The sequence below is a fragment of the Paenibacillus mobilis genome (genome assembly GCF_058267595.1).
This window is the reverse complement of the sequence record NZ_JBZCMS010000012.1, coordinates 74,003-91,488: the sequence shown is the minus strand read 5'-3', so window position 1 is coordinate 91,488 and position 17,486 is coordinate 74,003. Positions and strand designations below refer to the sequence as shown.

Below are 17,486 nucleotides of genomic sequence, written 5' to 3'. Positions count from 1 at the left end.
GCGGGCATCAGATCAGCTGCTGACTATTTATTTCAAAGCTGTCTGCACGGGTTGTATGTATCAGCCCAATCTGCGGAGTCCGTTCATTTCGGTCAAACACTGCTTGCAGATCGTACGTTCTTTGAATTCGGTAACCTCTTCCATGGAACCGCAAAATACACATTTGGGGCGGTAGCGTTCCAGAATAATATGATCACCCTGCACCAAAATTTCGACAGGATCTCCCTCATTCATTTGATAACGTTTGCGAAGCGACTTCGGCAATACGATTCTTCCCAATTGGTCTACTTTACGCACAACACCGGCTGGTTTCATTTGGCACCTCTTTCAACGAGTAATTTTTGCGGATAGCATCATCATATATAATTCGACAAAATAAGATCGAATCCTGCCGAATTTTATATTTTTTTCTATTAGCTTTTTTTGTCACTGCCTATAAAAAAAGCTGATAATGAAAAAAGCCGGCAATAAAACCTGCCGGCTTCCTGATTTTCCATTCGATCATTTAAAATTCAAGCTTATTGCATACCCGGAAAATTCAGCTGGCGCAGCGCCTCGTATACGATAATGGCTGCTGAATTGGACAGGTTCAGGGATCTGACCTTATCGGTCATCGGCATTTTCATCGCGGTCTCCCGGTTCGCTTCAATCAGCTCTGGAGGAAGTCCTTTTGTTTCTTTGCCGAAAACCAGAAAGTCCCCGTCCCGGAATTCGAAGTCATGATAATATTTTGTGGCTTTGGTCGTAGCGTAAAAATATCGGCCTTCAGGATAAGCCGTCTGCAGTTCTTCAAAAGAGTCGTGATATTCGATATGCACCGCATACCAATAGTCTAATCCAGCACGCTTGAGCGTTGCATCATCCGTCCGGAATCCCAGCGGCCGAACCAGATGCAAATGGGTTCCCGTGGCCGCGCAGGTTCTGGCAATGTTGCCGGTATTGGCCGGAATTTCCGGTTCAACAAGTACAATATGTAAAGCCATGTTGTGAATCCTCCTAATGCTGCAAGTTTTCCATATTCCAAGAACGAGGTCTCCATTTTTTACAGCCTTTATAGTATACCAAAATATCCCCTTTAATCTCTAATCCTCAGCTAAAAATAGGCAAAAAACCTTACCCGCCGGTAAGGTTTTTATGCATGATTGCCGATTCCCGATCGATTAACGGTTTTTGCTGCGGAAATCCGACATAAACTGAGTCAAAGCCTCGATCGTCCCGTAAGGCACGGCGTTATAAATGGAAGCCCGAAGTCCGCCCACGCTGCGGTGGCCCTTCAGGCCCACAAAACCGGCCGCCTCGGATTCCTTGATAAACTGTTTCTCCAGTTCCTCCGCAGCCAGACGGAAGGTAACATTCATGAGGGAACGGCTGCCTGGCTGGGCAAACCCTTTATAGAAACCTTCGCTTTGGTCGATGGCATCATACAGCAGGCCCGCTTTTTTCCGGTTCAGCTGCTCGATGCCGCTAAGCCCGCCCTGCTCTTCGATCCATTTCAGCACTTCATTGACCATGTAAATTGAGAAGGATGGCGGCGTATTGTACAAAGAGTCATTTTTAAAATGAGTATCATAACGCAAAATCGTCGAAAGATGTTTTGGCGATTGTTCAAGCAGCTCTTCGCGGGCAATGACAACCGTAACTCCGGATGGCCCCAGGTTTTTCTGCGCTCCGGCATAAACCATGCCAAACTGCTCCAAATCGAAAGGACGGGACAAGATATCGCTGGACATATCCGCAATCAAAGGAATGCTGCCGGTATCCGGATATTCGAAGAAGGAGGTTCCTTCAATCGTTTCATTGGAGGTTACATGCAAATAAGCCGTGTTCTCCGGCAGCTTAAGACCGCTGAGATCCGGCACTTCCCGAAAACCTGCTGCTTCGGAAGAAGCCGCTACAAAAGCCTCGCCTACCAGTTTCGCTTCTTTAAGCGCCTTATCGGCCCAGCTGCCTGTTCGGACATAACCGGCCGCTTTCCCTTCGGTCAGGAAATTAAGCGGGATCATGGCAAACTGCGTAGATGCGCCCCCTTGCAGGAACAGCACTTTATAACCGGAAGGGCTGCCGAACAGCTTCAGCAAACGGCTTTGCGCTTCTTGATGCACCGATTCATAAACCGCTCCGCGGTGCGACATTTCCATAATGGACATGCCTGTCCCCTTAAAATCCACAAACTCGGCTTGCGCACGCTCCAGCACTTCGAGCGGCAGTGCAGCCGGACCGGCATTAAAATTGTAGGCTCTCTTGTTCAAAAGGCTCCCATCCTCTCGTTTTCTGTCAATGCATTTACGTTATCATAGCAACTCTGGAATATTCCATCAAGAGTCAACTCTCAATTTTTTTTATTATTTTAAAGAGTTGCCGCATTAAAGTAAATATTTGTTCAAAAAAGCTTTTTATAAAGAGGGATTTAAATAAAGAAACCTTCCGGTAATCCGGAAGGTTTCTTTGAAGCAATCGCAGGACTTTGACCTTACAGGTCAAAGTACAGGCTGAACTCATGCGGATGAACACGAGTGGAAACCGCTCTTGCTTCATTGCGTTTGAAATCTACAAAGTTATCGATAAATTCTTTAGTGAATACGCCGCCTTCAGTCAAGAACTCATAGTCGGCAGCCAAAGCGTTAAGCGCTTCGTCCAGGGAACCCGGAACGCTGCGGATGTTTTCTTTCTCGGCATCGGACAATTCGTAAATGTTTGTATCAAAAGGACCGTAGCCTTGTGCTCTAGGGTCGATTTTGTTTTTGATGCCGTCCAGACCAGCCATCAGCATAGCGGAGAATGCCAGGTACGGGTTGGCTGTGGAGTCCGGCGTACGGAACTCAATCCGGCAGCCTTTAGGTGTTACGGCAGCAACCGGGATACGCACGGCAGCGGAACGGTTACCTTTGGAGAACACCAGGTTTACCGGAGCTTCGTAACCAGGAACCAGACGTTTGAAAGAGTTTGTGCTCGGGTTTGTGAAAGCGATCAAAGCCGGTGCATGGTACAGGATGCCGCCGATGTAGTGCAGAGCGGTTTCGCTCAAGTTAGCGTAAGCGCCTTTTTCATAGAACAAAGGCTGGTCGCCGTTAAAGATCGATTGGTGAACGTGCATGCCGCTTCCGTTGTCGCCAAACAGCGGTTTAGGCATGAATGTAGCTACTTTGCCGGCTTTATAAGCCGTATTTTGTACGATATATTTATATTTCATCAGGTTATCGGCTGTTTTGATCAAAGTGTCGAAACGGAAGTTGATTTCCGCTTGGCCTGCAGTCGCTACTTCGTGGTGATGCCGTTCTACGGCAAGGCCGGCTTCTTCAAGCAATCGGCACATTTCGCTGCGCAGGTCTTGGCCTTTGTCTGTAGGAGCTACAGGAACATAACCGCCTTTAACCGGCACCTTGAAGGATTGGTTTGCGCCTTCTTCGTTACGGCCGCTGTTCCAGCTTGCTTCTTCGGAATCAACGGAGTAATAGGACTTATTCATGCCGCTTTCGAAACGGACATCGTCAAAGATGAAAAATTCGGATTCAGGAGCAAAGTTAGCATGTGTACCGATCCCGCTGTCCTGCAGGTACTGCTCGGCACGGGCTGCGATGCTGCGCGGGTCGCGCTCATAACGTTCGCCTTCAGGCGTATAAATATCGCACAATACGTTTAAGGTTGGGTGAGCCGTGAATGGATCCACGAATACAGAACCGCTATCAGGCATCATAACCATATCGGATTCTTCAATTCCGCGGAAACCGGGAATGGAAGAGCCGTCAAAAGCAACGCCGTTTACGAAAGTGTCTTCATCCACTGCAGTTGCCGGCAGAGAGATGTGATGTGAACGGCCTGCCAAATCAGTAAAACGGAAATCCACCCATTCAATCTGTTGATCTTCGATTAATTTCAAAACATCCTGTGCTGACATCCTTTTTTTCCTCCCAATCACGAACATTAAAGCGCGAACCAACGATTAACGTTCATTTTTATTTATTTTTGTTGTGGTCATTATAAATCTCAAACCCGTTTGCCGTCAATAGCTATGTAAGGTATTTTCGACGATTGTGTCAGGTATTATCACATTTACCCCATTGCTGTAAAGCACAAAATTTTAATAGCCCTTCGGGCAGGCCGAAGGGCTCGTTCATATCCTTATTTTTAGCTGAAGAAGCTGAAATTCGTTCTTTTTCAAGAAAAACCTTTATAACTTGGAAGATATTGTTACAAGACAGATGCGCTTAACTTTGCTGCCTCGGAACCCGGATTAAAACGGCGTCCCACGAGCGGAGCCAGCTTGCCCAAATCCTGCAGCAGAGACGCAAATTGTTCAGGGAACAGAGACTGCACGCCGTCGCCCGTCATCGAATTGTCCGGATCCGTATGCATTTCCACGATCAGACCGTCTGCCCCGGCAGCAACGGAGGCCTTGGACATCGGCTCAACCAGCTCTCTGCGGCCGGTGCCGTGGCTTGGATCGGAAATGACCGGCAGGTGGCTGAGATGTTTCAAGGAAGGAATAGCCGCCAAATCCAGCGTATTCCGGGTGTATGTTTCAAAGGTGCGGATCCCGCGTTCACATAACATGACATTAGGGTTTCCGCCTGCTAAAATGTATTCAGCCGCATTCAGCAGCTCGTCATAGGTCGCGCTGAATCCTCTTTTCAGCAGGACCGGTTTGCCGCATTCCCCCAGCTTCCGCAGCAGGTCGAAGTTTTGCATGTTGCGGGTGCCCACCTGCAAAATGTCCGCGTATTCGGCGCAAATGTCGACGTATTCGGGTGTCATGACTTCCGTAATCGTCAGCAGCCCGTGTTTCTTGCCGGCCTCCGCCATCATAATCAGACCTTCCACGCCGGTGCCCTGGAAGCTGTAAGGCCCCGTACGCGGTTTAAAAGCTCCTCCGCGCAGCACTTGGGCGCCCGCGGCTTTAACCAGTCTGGCGATTTCGTCAATCTGTTCAGGGGACTCCACCGCACATGGACCGCCCATGATGACCAGCTCTTCGCCGCCGATTTTGACATCGCCGACCTGGATCACGGTATCCTCCGGATGGAAATCCCGGCTTGCCAGCTTGTAGGATTTCGTAATCTTCACCACGTTCTCCACGTCTTTCATTTGTCTAAGATGTTCCGCAAGCTTCGGTTCGATCCGGCCGATCAAACCGATGACCGTGTGGTCGTTTCCTTGGGAAACATGGGCTTGAATGCCTTCCTTCTCTATGAATTCAACAATTTCCTTTACGCGTTCTTCCGGTGTGTGCGCAGAAGTAATAACAATCATCACTGCACTTCCTCTCAACTATTTATTTATTCTTCAAACCAGGGGGTACCCAGCCGGTATTCTTTCGCACTTAAACGCTTGTTTGCTTTTAAGCTTTTAACCACTAAAGTAAATATACCTGAGAATAGGTGTGGAGTCAAGAAAATTTATTCCCCCAGTATTGCCTTCTAGGATGCCGAAAAAATGCCCCCAACAAAAAAGGCGTCCAGTTGGACGCCGGGGTATCTTTTTCAGGACAGCAGATCCTCCAAAGCCGCGCAGGAATCCTCATAGACCGTTTCCAAATGATCGAGAGTTTCCTTCTTTTCGCCTTCAGCGCTCGTTAGGCAGCGGTGCTCGATTTCTCCGCACATTTTGGCCAGGTAAACCATCCCCATGCTCAAACTGCCCGATTTCAGGCTGTGGGCAACCTCTGAAGCCAAACGGTATTCTCCTGCGTCAAGCAGATGCCGTAGCTCGTCCAGTCTCTTTGGGGTTTCCTTCCGAAACAGCTCCAGCAAAGCCGGGATCATATGATGGCTCCCGTCGTCCAGCTCAACGAGCTCTCGAACGGTTTCCAGGTTAAGCAGCCCCCGAGCGTCCTCCCCCTCTTTGAAACCGCTTTCTATATTAATAGTAGAAAAAAACTGCCTCCGACGCTCCTGTTCCTTGCCGCTTAAATCACTTAAGCCTGCCATCCCATTCTCCCCCTTTAACCGGCCCTTGTAGAGAAGCCGGTGGAATTTGTTGAACAGTAATGCTGGAGAAGCGTGCCGTCCGACCGTTTTTCGTTTCCCTTTTTCCAGTACAAGTTCTAATTCCCATTATAAGCGTTTGTATAAAAATAAAAAACCCGCGGGCAGCGGGTCTGATGCATATTTTGTATGTCCGGCGGAAATTCAGTTCTCCGGCACGGATGCAGCTTTGGCTTTCACCGGAGGCAGCAGCTTTTGCATGTTAACGGTTCTGACGAGCGGCCACGTTTCCGGCATATCGTCGTCGTATTTCTCCAGATAGGAAATTACTTCTTTGGTAATGGGCGTTGGCGTCGACGCCCCGGAGGTGACGGCCACCCGTTTCTTGCCGGTCAGCCATTCCCGCTTCAATTCCGAAAGATCCGCAATCCGGTAAGCTTTGACGCCCGCGATTTCCTCCGAAACCTGGGCAAGCCGGTTGGAGTTGTTGCTGCGGGGATCCCCCACCACAATGACCAGCTCCGCTTGGCCGGCCTGTTCGGCAACCGCCTCCTGACGCACCTGGGTCGCCAGGCAAATCTCATTATGCACTTCGGCTCCCGGAAACTTCTCCAGCAGCTTTTTCATAATATGTCTGATATCCCACTGGCTCATTGTCGTCTGATTGGTAATCAGGATTTTGTCAGCTTTAAGATAGAGCTGCTCAATTTCCTCTTCTTTCTCAATCAGATGGACATGGCCGGGAGCCACGCCTACAGCACCTTCAGGCTCGGGATGGCCTTTCTTGCCGATATAAATAACTTCAAAGCCTTCCGCCGTCTTCTCTTCGATCAGGACATGGGTTTTGGTCACGTCGGGACATGTGGCATCAACGGTGGTCAACCCTTTTTCCCTCGCCTTGCGCCGAACTTCGGGCGATACGCCGTGTGCGGTAAAGATAACGGTGCCTTGGTCGACCTGATCCAGAATATCCAGACGATTGGCTCCGTCGAGCGTGATAATGCCTTCATCTTCAAAAGATTTGGTGACATGACTGTTATGCACGATCATGCCCAATATATAAATGGGGCGCGGCAGATCGAGGTTTTTCGCCGCCTGGCGCGCAAGCACCATAGCGTCGACAACCCCGTAGCAGTAGCCTCGCGGTGATATTTTTACAATTTCCATGGCTTATAAACCCGCCTTTCCTTCCCCCTGCCTTCAGAATGATGGTGAAAGACGCAGCAGGGCTCAACGTCCATTATACCTCATTCTTCGGCGGCATTAAAGGCGGCCGGCAGCCAGATCAGGAAGGTAGTTCCTTCCCCTTTACGCGTGAAAACCTCGACGGAGCCGCGGTGCTCGTCGATGATCCATTTGCCGATGGACAAACCAAGTCCCGTTCCCGGCGTAACGCCGCGCGACTGATCCGCCCGATAGAACCGGTCAAATATATGCTCCACCTCCGAACGTTCCATGCCGATTCCGGTATCCGTAATGCGGATGCCAAGCTGCCCGTCATTTTTAACCGTGTCGATGACCACTTTCCCCGAAGGGGTGTATTTGAAGGCGTTCTCAATAAAAATAAACAGCATCTGCTGCAAATAATCCCGGTCCCCCTCCACGACCGCCCCTTCCAGCGCGCCGAGATCCCCTTGAAGCCATTCGGCTTTGCGCGGCAAAAACTGGGCACGGCGGATTACGTCCGTTACCAGCGGCTCCATTTCGATCGTTGTTTTCTCGATCGTTTGGCCCGCATCCGCCCGGGCAAGGGACAGCATATCGTTAACCAGGCGGCTCATGCGGCTGGCTTCGTCGGCAATATCGGTTACGGCTTCGACGGATAGCTGATGCAGGTCGGCCTGGCTGAGCTTCTTGCTGGAGCTTTCCTCCTGCGTCCACACCTTCTTCAGCAGGTCGACATTGCCGCGAATCGTGGTCAGAGGCGTCCGCAGCTCGTGCGAAGCATCCGAAACAAAACGGCGCTGCGCAGCGTAAGCTTGGTCCAGCTCATTGTAAAAGGTTTCCGTACGCTCGAGCATCCCGTTCACGGTTCCGATCAGCCGGCCAATTTCATCCTGCGGACCGTCATAATCGATGCGGACGCTGAGGTCGTTGCCGGTTTGAATCTGGTTGGCGGCATCAATCACCTTGCCAATCGGACGCATAGACGTACGTGCCAGGAATAAACCGAAGGTGGAAGCCACAAGGATAGTAATAATAGACCCGATTAAAAGCACATGCCAAAGCTGGTCCATGATCCGGTTCTCGGCAGCCGTATTGGCTGCCAGCTGGACAAGCCCGATGACGCCCGCTTTTCCGTTAATCGTCGCCGTAATAGGAACCTGCAGCACGCTGTAAAAATTCCCGCCCATGGTTACGTTCTCAAAATGAGCTTTCGGATGGTCCCCCAGCATCTCCAAATCCGGAACGGGGAATACCATGGCCCGGTTCTTCAGCCCTGTCGACACCTGGGTCAAACCGGAAACGTAGCTGTGCGTCTGCCAAAAAATCTGGGCGTCCTCCAGCCGGATCCGCTGAGTGATATCCGGAGTCAAATCGAACCCCTGAATCGTGGTCACATTAAGCGAAGCCAGGGTAGGATTCGCTTGATCGATGATTTTGTTTTTGACCTCGGAAAAAATATTGTATCTTACGATCCCGTATATCGAAGCGCAAAACACAAGGAGCGTCACAGCCAGGATGCCTGTGTACCAGGCCGTCAGCCTTAGCCTGATGGACATGTTATGCGTCTCCTCTCAGAATGTAACCGGCACCGCGAATGGTTTGAATGATCCGCTTGCCTCCATGCTCCTCCGTTTTCTGGCGCAGCATCGCGATATAAACCTCAAGCACGTTGGATTCGCCACTGTAGTCGTAGCCCCAAATCTTGTCCATGATCAAATCGCGCGTAAGCAGCCGTTTTGGATTTTGCATGAACAGATGCAGCAAATCAAATTCTTTGGCCGTCAGCTCCAGCCGGTTTCCTGCCCGGACTACCTCACGGGCATCCAGATCCATAATGATGTCTTCAAAAATAAGGCGCTGGCCGCTTCCTTCGCCGGACGGCTCCCTGCGTCTAAGCAGTGCGCGAACCCGGGCTAACAGCTCCTCAAGCGCAAACGGTTTAACCAGATAGTCGTCCGCCCCGTTATCAAGTCCTTTCACGCGGTTCTCCACTTCGTCTTTTGCGGTCAGCATCAGAATCGGCACCGTGCTTCCGCCTTCCCGCAATCTGCGGCATACCTCGAAGCCGTCAAGCTGCGGCATCATGACGTCCAGCACGATCAGATCGGGATCGGCGGAAAGCATCATTTTTAACCCTTCAAGCCCGTTGTTGGCCGTATAAACGTCATAACCTTCAAAAGCCAGTCCACGCCGCAGCATGGAGGTAATTTTCTCGTCGTCGTCGATAACCAGAATTCCGTTTCTCACCCGAACATCCCCCAATGACTAAATATTCCGAATATGAATAGAAGCGGTAGGGAAAATAACCCCGCCGCTTCCTCATTAAAGTCTACGTTGCAGCCGTTCGTCAAGATTAAGGATTAGTTGTGCTGCTTGTAGACGTTTGGAAATCGTTTTTGTTGCCGATCGTTACCGGCAGGTCGATCTTTTTCCCGTCCCGGACAATGTTCAGCGTGATTTTGTCGCCTACTTTTTTCTTCTGGATATAAGCGATCAAATCGTCGGCTGTTGCATAGTTTTTGCCGTCTGCACCGGTAATGATATCGTAAGGGCGCAGATCCGCCTGATAGGCAGGAGATTTATACAGAACCTCCATAACCAGCGAACCTTCGGTGACGTTAGTCCCCATTTGCTGCGCAACTTGCGGCGTTACGGTTTGCAGGCTTGCGCCGATAAACGGTTCAGGAGTTGCCGGAATCTCTTCATTGTTTTTCAGTTTATCCAGCACTTCAGAGATCGTACTCGTAGGGATCGCAAAACCGATGCCTTGGGAATCCGAGCTGACGGCCACGTTGATCCCGATGACTTCCCCGTTCAGGTTAAGCAACGGCCCGCCGGAGTTACCAGGGTTAATGGATGCGTCGGTTTGCAGCAGGTTTTCGTATTTACGGTCTTTTTCGCCGTTTTCGCCGGCGATGGAAATTTCACGTCCTGTCGCGCTGAGCACCCCGGCAGTAACCGTATGGTCAAAGCCCTGAGGGTTCCCGATCGCTACTACGCTTTCACCGACTTCTTCCTTGTTGGAGTCCGCCAGCGAGATGGAAGGGAAGTTGCCGTCGCCGTCGATTTTCAGTACAGCCAGGTCAAGATCATAGCTTGTGCCGAGCACCTTGGCTTCATAAGGTTTGGAAGTGCCTTGAACCGTTACCTGCACGACATCGGCACCATGTACCACGTGTTCATTCGTCAGAATATAACCGGACTTGTCGAAGAAAAATCCGGAGCCCAGACCGGAAGCCACTAAACCGTCGTCGGTTCCGCTGCTGCCATTGCTGCCGCTGCTGCCGTTTCCGGATCCGCCATTGCCGCTTCCCCCGCTGCCTCCGCCAAACGGATCTCCGAAGAAGTAATTAAAGAACGGATCGTTATTAAAGGAGCTGCCGCCGCTGCTTTTATTTGATTTCACTAAAGTTTCGATCTGTACGACTGCCGGACCTGCCTGCTTCACGACCGAAGTAACGTCACCGCCGCTGCTGACCGGAAGTTTAACATTTGTAGCAGAGGAATCGGCCAGAGGATCGGATGTAGTCGTTGCCGACGCCGTTTGGGTAATGGCCTGTTTCCCGCCGGTAAACAAATTTTCATAATCCGCATAAGCCATGGCTCCGCCCATCAGGACCATCCCTGCCAGAACGCCGGCCACAACCGATTTAACCGGAGATTTAGGTTTCTTTTGCGAATACTGCCAGTTCGGATTATTCCGTCCACCGGGATTGCCGGAGTCCGAATTTCCTCCGTTAGCGGCTCCTTCAAACGTCGAACGCGAAGGATAGCTGTTAGGGAGCGGACGCACCGGCTGCGGAGGGGTAATTTCCACTTTATCTTCGTTTCTGGAATCATAACTTCCATAACCGCCGCTTGTATTTTGCTCTTCACGGTTCCGGTCCTGAGACTGATATGGACCATAAGAATAATAGTAAGAAGAGTTGGAGTTGGCATCGGAAGTCCCTTGATCCGAAGGTTTGCCTGCGCCGCTGCTGTTGCTAGGACCGCTGTAAGTATTTTCCGAGCTGTAGTCGTTGTAGCTGTTTCTGCGATTGTTCATTTCTTCGTTATTGTTATTATTATTGGAATCAGTTCCGAAGCCGAAACCTTGACTGGATTTGTTGTTTTGTTCGTCCATTGTTTATATCCTCCTCATCCCTGGTTGATTAGGGGTTATGTTCTTGATGTTTTTATTTTGTACTATGAACCTTAAACATACCTTAAAAACAATTAAAAAGAAGATAAATCCCTAAATCTTATCAAATTCCCCCAAGTTTCGAGAAAGCATAGACAACCACGGACAAACCTTCGGCCTCTTTTGCCGGCTCCGCCCTTTTAGGTTCAGGAAACCCATCCTTGACGGTGCGCATAAATCGCAAGCTGCGTGCGGTCCTCCAGCTCGCATTTCATCAGCAGGTTGCTGACATGCGTTTTGACCGTCTTAATGCTGATGTGCAGCTCTTCCCCGATCTCTTTGTTGCTTTTGCCTTCGGCGATGAGCAGCAGCACCTCTTTTTCCCGTTCTGTGAGCCCGGCAGTGTCGCCCTGTACCGTTTTTTGCCGGATGCCGCGGGTGAGCGCCTGGGCCACGTCGCCGGTCATCACCGGCATGCCGCGGTAAGCCCCCTGAAGGGCATAAATCAATTCTTCGGCGGATACTGTCTTCAGCACATAACTGACCGCCCCGGCTTCGATCGCTTCGACGACCAGATCATCTTCCAAAAAGCTTGTCAAAATAATGATTTTGATCCCCGGGTGCCGTCCCAGAATATGCCGCGTCGCTTCCGCGCCGTTCATGTTCGGCATCATTAAATCCATTAACACGATGTCCGGCCTTGCCTCCGGCTCCATCTCGTTGATCTTGTCCATGGCCTGCCGGCCGTCGCAGGCTTCGGTTATGACCTCAAACTGGGGTTCAAGCGACAAATACGTTTTTAAGCCCATCCGCACCATGTCGTGATCGTCTACTATCATAACTTTAATAGATCCGTTACTCATGATTCTTCCCCTTTCCTGGCATCCTCAAACTTCGGTATATGAATGCGAATCGTCGTGCCCGCTCCCGGTTTGCTGATCACCTCAGCCGTTCCTCCAAGCTTTTCGGCGCGTTCCCGCATGGTAGACAAACCATAGGATCCCTGCTTCTGAACCGAGGAGCTGAACCCCTGCCCGTCGTCGCTTACGCTGAGCACGACTTGGCGGGCGGATTCCTGCAGGGCCAGGCTGACCAGCTTGGCTCCCGAATGTTTGACGATGTTGGCCATAGCCTCCTGGATGATCAGGAACAGCTGATGTTCGATCGCCTCGGAGAGCTCGCCCTGCAGATCCTGGTCAATCACGCCCTTCAGCCCATTCTGCCGGCAATAGTCCGGAAACCATTGGTCCAACGCTTCCGACAGCGACTTGCCAACCAGCTCCATCGGGCGCAGCTGTGCAATTAACGCACGCATCTGCTTTTGCGCCGTATTGGACATCTGAATCAGCTGTTCCATAACCTGACGCCCCTGCTCGGGTCTCGAATCCAAAATTTTTGGCAGGGAAGAGGCCGCCATATGGACAGCAAAAAGCTGCTGGCTCACCGTGTCATGCAGATCACGGGCAAGCCGGCGCCGCTCTTCCAGCACCGCTTTTTCAGCGGCCTGTTCCTTATCGGTAACTTCCTGCTCGCCAAGAAGCTGCAGGAGGTGCATTTTCTTTTCCATCGCTTCCGTCATCCGGTTAAATTCGCTGTAGATGCCCGCAAAGGTCATGTCCGTCGTATCGGGAATCCGTACCGACAAATTGCCTTTTGCCACCTGCAGCATGCTTAAATGCAGAAAGTCGAGCCGGCGCTGAATGCGCTGGCCCGCTATATAACCGATAACCAAGGTGAATATGAGAATGCCGGCCATGTAATAAATCCATAAGCGGGAATCCGAAACGACGATGTAATCCGTGGAATTCCCCGCGTACAGAACTCCGGCTGTTAATACGCCCGTAAGCAGGAAGTAGAAAAGCAGCTCCCACTTCGTGTTTTTAAGCACCTTCATCATCATTTCAGCCCACCCTGTTAATCCGGATATCTCCGACCAATACGCTGACATTCAGCTTGATCTGTTTGCCGGTTTCCTGATAGTTCGGGGTTTTCGAAGTAATGCTGCTCATAAAACCGCCGGTTTTCTCCTGAAGCACCTTCATATCGCCGATCAGCGAGCTTGACGTTACCGAGATGCCGAGGTCGGCGTCCGCCGGAACAAATATTTTGACGTCCCCGATAAAAGCCGAAACGTTGATTTTAGTCTCCCCGTAAGGAATCTGGGCTTTGGTGAGATCGATCACGGTGTCGCCGATAAAATGGGAGATGTTTGCCGGTTTAAGTTCAAAATACTGATCTCCCAGACGGACGTCCCCGATAAAGCCGGACCGGTTAATCTTATCGTTCGGGTCAGCTCCCTGGTGCCTGCCGTGTTCGTGTTTCTTACGCTGCTGCTGTTGCTGCTCTTCCTGTTCCCTGCGTTTCTTGCTTTCTTCCGGAAAAGCCTGCTCAAACGCCTCGTCAAACGTAGAGCCGAAATTCGGCTCCAGCGATGGATCCAGCGGAGCAGGAGTCGGCGGTACGGGAGGCGCTTGGTAAGGGTCGGCATCAGAGCCCGAACGACGCCTCGACGGTCTGAACATCACCGACAATCCTGCTGCTATCAACACTACGGGCACTGCGTACTTAAAAAATTCACTCACCGATAAATGGATGAAATCCAGATTTCTGGCGAGGAAAAAGACCCCAACGGCCGTTACCACCAGCCCTCCAAAAACGGCCCCGCCGTTTCGGCCGCTGTTCGTAAGCTGTGACAGTCCGGCCATGATGACGAATACCGGCCAAAAAGTCGCAAACAGCTCTCCTATGCTCAAGCTTATATATCCGAGCATATTGAGGAGAATCAGCACGCCCGCGGCCAGCAGCAACAGCCCACCAAACATTCTGCCAGTCCATCCTCTAAACATGTTTATCCCTCGTCTTCCCTTTACTTGTTTGATTATGGTTTTAGTTTACCGGACTTGCAGCAGGCTGCATAGCGGCGGCAGATTGAACCGCTATCGGTCTCAAGACCGATTTGGCTGTCAATATCCGGCATGGCTTCGGGAACGGAAGGAGGGCCATTATGTAATTTTTCTTAATAAGATGATAGAAAAAACAAAGAAGATGCCGCCACGGGGCATCTTCTATTGTCCGGCTTTTCAGCCTTATTTGGTTTGTTTTTGACCTTTTGCTTTTTGCACTTTCTTTTTCACCGGCTGACTGCTCAAATCCGCGAATTCTTCGTCGAATTTTTCATTCGGTGTTTTGAAGCCTGTGCTTTTAGCCATACCCGCGCCACCGGCAGATTTTACTTTTTGTTGAACAGGGCTGCTGCCCAATTCTGCGAATTCTGCGTCGTATTTCTCGTTCGGTGTTTTGTAGCCTGGGTTTTTAGCCATTGGTAAAGCACCTCCGATATAATTTTGGCTGCCTGAAAGACTAGCCGAAATGTATTATGCGGAGCTTTAAATGCTGCTATACAGGTAAACTTTAGATGGAATTTTCCCAATTAGGGTCCATCAAATCCTCATTCACTTCAATGGATTCGCCGAATTTTTGAAGCATCTGCTCGGTCAATTTTCCGCTGCCCCATTTAATGACGCGGACGTTGACCTTCTTTTTGCCCCATTCCTTAAACACCTGCTTGGTCGTGGAAAAATAAAGATCCACATGGTTGCCCTTGATCGCACCGCCTTTATCCGCTACAACCCCGTAGCCGTATCCGGGAATATAAAGGATCGTTCCGAGCGGAAAGACGCTCAAATCGGCGGCAATCGTGGAAAGCGAAGCTTTATCCCGTCTGACCTTGACTCCCGAATACGTAATTCCGTATTGCGGATGGTTCGGGCGCTTGCCCGTAGATTCATATCCGGCTGTATAACCCGTTGCGAGCACCGTAACCACTTCAGCCTGTTTCGGCTGAACACGGCGTTTCTGCAGCCCGGCTACGGATTGGACCACTTTTCCCGCATCGGCCATCGCTTTTCCAATAACGATTCCAGCTTCCCGTACGGCTTCATGCTCAGGGTTCAATCCGGTGGATGAGTCAAAAGACGAAGCGTTTCTATCAAAATCCCTGGTTTCATAGTCGCTGTACGTATAATAAGGATCATCCTGATCCAGACCGAACCCCATAACGGCAAAGCTGCTTAAATCCAAGTCAAAAATGTTAACCGCCACGTCGCTGTACCGGTTTTGGTTGAATGAAAAAGAACCGAACGCGGCTGCGGTATCCTTGCCTTCAAAACTATTAAAAACCAATCCCAATGCTATCAAAATCAAAATCAGTTTTTTCCAAAATTTAAAATGGCGCATGTGAAATCCTCCCCCTTAATCGCAAGGATGTCCACATACGCCAAATTTTATACGCTAACCGAATCTATGAAAATCTTAAATCGTATGGCTGCGAATCTCTTCCTGCAGCAGCTGCAGGGCATCCGCCAACGATTTTGCGCCGATATCGCCTTCGCCGCGTTTACGCACGGAGACGGTCCCTTCGTTCATTTCGTTTTCACCGACAATAAACATGTACGGAGCTTTTTCGAGCTGGCCTTCACGGATCTTGTAGCCCAGCTTTTCATTGCGGAGATCGGCTTCTACGCGGATGCCCGCTTCCTGAAGTTTTTCGGTAACTTCCTTCGCATAAGCTTCGAAAGCCCCGGATACTGGAATCACCTTCGCCTGGACTGGAGACAACCAAAGCGGAAGCGCGCCCGCAAAGTTCTCCAGCAGGAATGCCGTCATACGCTCCATCGTGGAGATAATGCCGCGGTGAATAACGACTGGGCGGTGCTTCTGGCCGTCGTCGCCCACATATTCGAGCTCGAAGCGCTGCGGCAGAAGGAAGTCCAGCTGGCAAGTGGACAATGTTTCTTCTTTGCCGAGTGCGGTTTTGATTTGGACGTCCAGCTTAGGACCGTAGAATGCGGCTTCGCCTTCCGCTTCAAAAAACGGAATATCCAGCGATTCCACAACCTCGCGCAGCATACGCTGGGACATTTCCCACATCTCGTCGTCAGGGAAATATTTCTCCGTATCCGCCGGATCACGGTAGGACAACCGGAAGCGGTATTCCTTAATGCCAAAGTCTTCGTAAACGCGCTGAATCAGCTGGATTACACGCGAGAATTCCTCTTTGATCTGGTCCGGACGGCAGAAAATATGGGCATCGTTCAGCGTCATGGAACGAACGCGGTGCAGGCCGGTCAAGGCGCCGGACATTTCATAACGGTGCATCAGGCCAAGCTCGCCAATCCGGATCGGCAGGTCGCGGTAGCTGTGCATTTCGCTTTTGTAGACCATCATGTGGTGCGGGCAGTTCATCGGGCGAAGCACGAAACTTTCGTTGTCGAGCTCCATGACCGGAAACATATCCTCCTGATAATGCTCCCAGTGTCCGGATGTTTTATACAGGTCCACGTTCCCCATCACCGGGGTGTAAACGTGCTGGTAACCCAAACGTTCCTCGAGATCCACGATGTAACGCTCCAAAGTCCGGCGCAGCTTCGCGCCGTTCGGCAGCCAGATCGGCAGTCCTTGGCCGACAAGGTTGGAGAAGGTAAAGATTTTCAGGTCCTTGCCGAGCTTGCGGTGGTCGCGTTTCTTCGCTTCTTCGAGCAGGCGGAGATGCTCATCCAGGTCCGCTTTTTTAATAAAAGCGGTGCCATATACCCGCTGCAGCATTTTATTGTCGCTGTTGCCGCGCCAGTAAGCGCCGGCCACGCTCAGCAGCTTGAACACTTTGATTTTGCCGGTCGACGGAACATGAGGCCCGCGGCAAAGATCAAAAAACTCGCCTTGATCGTAAATGGACAACACGCTGTCCTCAGGCAGATCGCGGATCAGCTCCAGCTTATACGGATCACCCAGCTCTGTGAAAATAGCCAGCGCTTCTTCCCGGCTCACTTCGCGGCGGGTGATCGGCAGATTTTCGCCAATGATCCGTTCCATTTCCTTCTCGATCTTCTGGAGATCCTCAGGATTCAGGGGATGCTCAAGATCCATGTCATAATAAAAGCCGTCTTCAATAACAGGCCCGATCCCAAGTTTGACTTCCTTGTTGCCGTACAGCCGTTTTACGGCTTGCGCCAGCAAATGGGCTGTACTATGTCGCATCATTTCAAGGCCATCCTTGGAGTCCAAGGTTACCAGTTCCACCAAAGCTCCGTCTACGACAGGCGTGTTCAGGTCCACCAGTTTTCCGTCCAGCTTGCCGCCTACGGCGTTTTTGCGCAGGCCGCTGCTGATCGAAGCCGCTACATCTTCCAAAGTGCTGCCTTCCGCGTACTCTCTGACTGAGCCGTCAGGCAATTTGATTGATACTGCCATGCTGTCTCCTCCTGTTTCAATAGTTCTTG

16 protein-coding genes are annotated in these 17,486 nt (G+C 50.9%); all 16 read right to left on the bottom strand.

Translation table 11 applies throughout. The annotated features are described in order from the left end of the window. Window positions 1-60: 60 nt before the first annotated feature. The 16 genes from AC3ZPD_RS19360 to thrS all read right to left on the bottom strand — a co-directional run bounded on the left by AC3ZPD_RS19360 (window position 61) and on the right by thrS (window position 17,457). The gene (locus tag AC3ZPD_RS19360; RefSeq protein WP_068694229.1) at window positions 61-315 is read right to left on the bottom strand and encodes an AbrB/MazE/SpoVT family DNA-binding domain-containing protein; all 255 of its coding nucleotides are present in this window, start codon (window positions 313-315) and stop codon (window positions 61-63) included. A 203-nt stretch (window positions 316-518) separates the two neighbouring features. Then, a complete protein-coding gene (trmL, locus tag AC3ZPD_RS19355) occupies window positions 519-983 on the bottom strand; it encodes a tRNA (uridine(34)/cytosine(34)/5-carboxymethylaminomethyluridine(34)-2'-O)-methyltransferase TrmL (protein WP_490985914.1) in 465 nt (154 codons plus the stop codon). A 177-nt stretch (window positions 984-1,160) separates the two neighbouring features. Further along, on the bottom strand, window positions 1,161-2,249 hold the full coding sequence (gene serC / locus AC3ZPD_RS19350) for a 3-phosphoserine/phosphohydroxythreonine transaminase (RefSeq protein ID WP_490985913.1): 1,089 nt from the start codon (window positions 2,247-2,249) through the stop codon (window positions 1,161-1,163). Window positions 2,250-2,470: 221 nt separating this feature from the next. Next, window positions 2,471-3,895 carry a type I glutamate--ammonia ligase gene (glnA, locus tag AC3ZPD_RS19345; RefSeq protein WP_490985912.1) on the bottom strand — a complete coding sequence of 475 codons (1,425 nt, stop codon included), beginning with the start codon at window positions 3,893-3,895 and terminating at the stop codon, window positions 2,471-2,473. Window positions 3,896-4,188: 293 nt separating this feature from the next. After that, window positions 4,189-5,247: a 3-deoxy-7-phosphoheptulonate synthase gene (aroF, locus tag AC3ZPD_RS19340; protein ID WP_490985911.1), complete on the bottom strand. Its 1,059-nt coding sequence runs from the start codon at window positions 5,245-5,247 to the stop codon at window positions 4,189-4,191. A 230-nt stretch (window positions 5,248-5,477) separates the two neighbouring features. After that, window positions 5,478-5,924 carry an Hpt domain-containing protein gene (locus AC3ZPD_RS19335; protein ID WP_490985910.1) on the bottom strand — a complete coding sequence of 149 codons (447 nt, stop codon included), beginning with the start codon at window positions 5,922-5,924 and terminating at the stop codon, window positions 5,478-5,480. Between the two features lie 201 nt (window positions 5,925-6,125). After that, window positions 6,126-7,088 carry a 4-hydroxy-3-methylbut-2-enyl diphosphate reductase gene (locus AC3ZPD_RS19330; protein WP_490985909.1) on the bottom strand — a complete coding sequence of 321 codons (963 nt, stop codon included), beginning with the start codon at window positions 7,086-7,088 and terminating at the stop codon, window positions 6,126-6,128. Window positions 7,089-7,168: 80 nt separating this feature from the next. After that, window positions 7,169-8,644, bottom strand: a complete 1,476-nt coding sequence (locus AC3ZPD_RS19325; protein ID WP_490985908.1) for a sensor histidine kinase — start codon at window positions 8,642-8,644, stop codon at window positions 7,169-7,171. 1 nt (window position 8,645) lies between these two features. Further along, a complete protein-coding gene (locus AC3ZPD_RS19320) occupies window positions 8,646-9,335 on the bottom strand; it encodes a response regulator transcription factor (RefSeq protein ID WP_490985907.1) in 690 nt (229 codons plus the stop codon). A 106-nt stretch (window positions 9,336-9,441) separates the two neighbouring features. Then, window positions 9,442-11,133: a S1C family serine protease gene (locus AC3ZPD_RS19315; protein ID WP_490985949.1), complete on the bottom strand. Its 1,692-nt coding sequence runs from the start codon at window positions 11,131-11,133 to the stop codon at window positions 9,442-9,444. 281 nt (window positions 11,134-11,414) lie between these two features. After that, on the bottom strand, window positions 11,415-12,071 hold the full coding sequence (locus AC3ZPD_RS19310; RefSeq protein ID WP_490985906.1) for a response regulator: 657 nt from the start codon (window positions 12,069-12,071) through the stop codon (window positions 11,415-11,417). Beyond that, a complete protein-coding gene (locus AC3ZPD_RS19305) occupies window positions 12,068-13,105 on the bottom strand; it encodes a sensor histidine kinase (RefSeq protein ID WP_490985948.1) in 1,038 nt (345 codons plus the stop codon). Before AC3ZPD_RS19305 ends, AC3ZPD_RS19310 begins: the two co-directional genes overlap by 4 nt. Before the next feature lie 4 nt (window positions 13,106-13,109). Continuing rightward, a complete protein-coding gene (gene liaF, locus AC3ZPD_RS19300; protein ID WP_490985905.1) occupies window positions 13,110-14,030 on the bottom strand; it encodes a cell wall-active antibiotics response protein LiaF in 921 nt (306 codons plus the stop codon). A 264-nt stretch (window positions 14,031-14,294) separates the two neighbouring features. Then, the gene (locus AC3ZPD_RS19295) at window positions 14,295-14,528 is read right to left on the bottom strand and encodes a hypothetical protein (RefSeq protein WP_490985904.1); all 234 of its coding nucleotides are present in this window, start codon (window positions 14,526-14,528) and stop codon (window positions 14,295-14,297) included. A gap of 91 nt (window positions 14,529-14,619) precedes the next feature. Then, window positions 14,620-15,264: a 3D domain-containing protein gene (locus AC3ZPD_RS19290; RefSeq protein WP_490985947.1), complete on the bottom strand. Its 645-nt coding sequence runs from the start codon at window positions 15,262-15,264 to the stop codon at window positions 14,620-14,622. A 255-nt stretch (window positions 15,265-15,519) separates the two neighbouring features. Next, window positions 15,520-17,457, bottom strand: coding sequence for a threonine--tRNA ligase (gene thrS / locus AC3ZPD_RS19285; protein WP_490985903.1), 1,938 nt, complete (start codon window positions 17,455-17,457; stop codon window positions 15,520-15,522). Window positions 17,458-17,486: the final 29 nt, after the last annotated feature.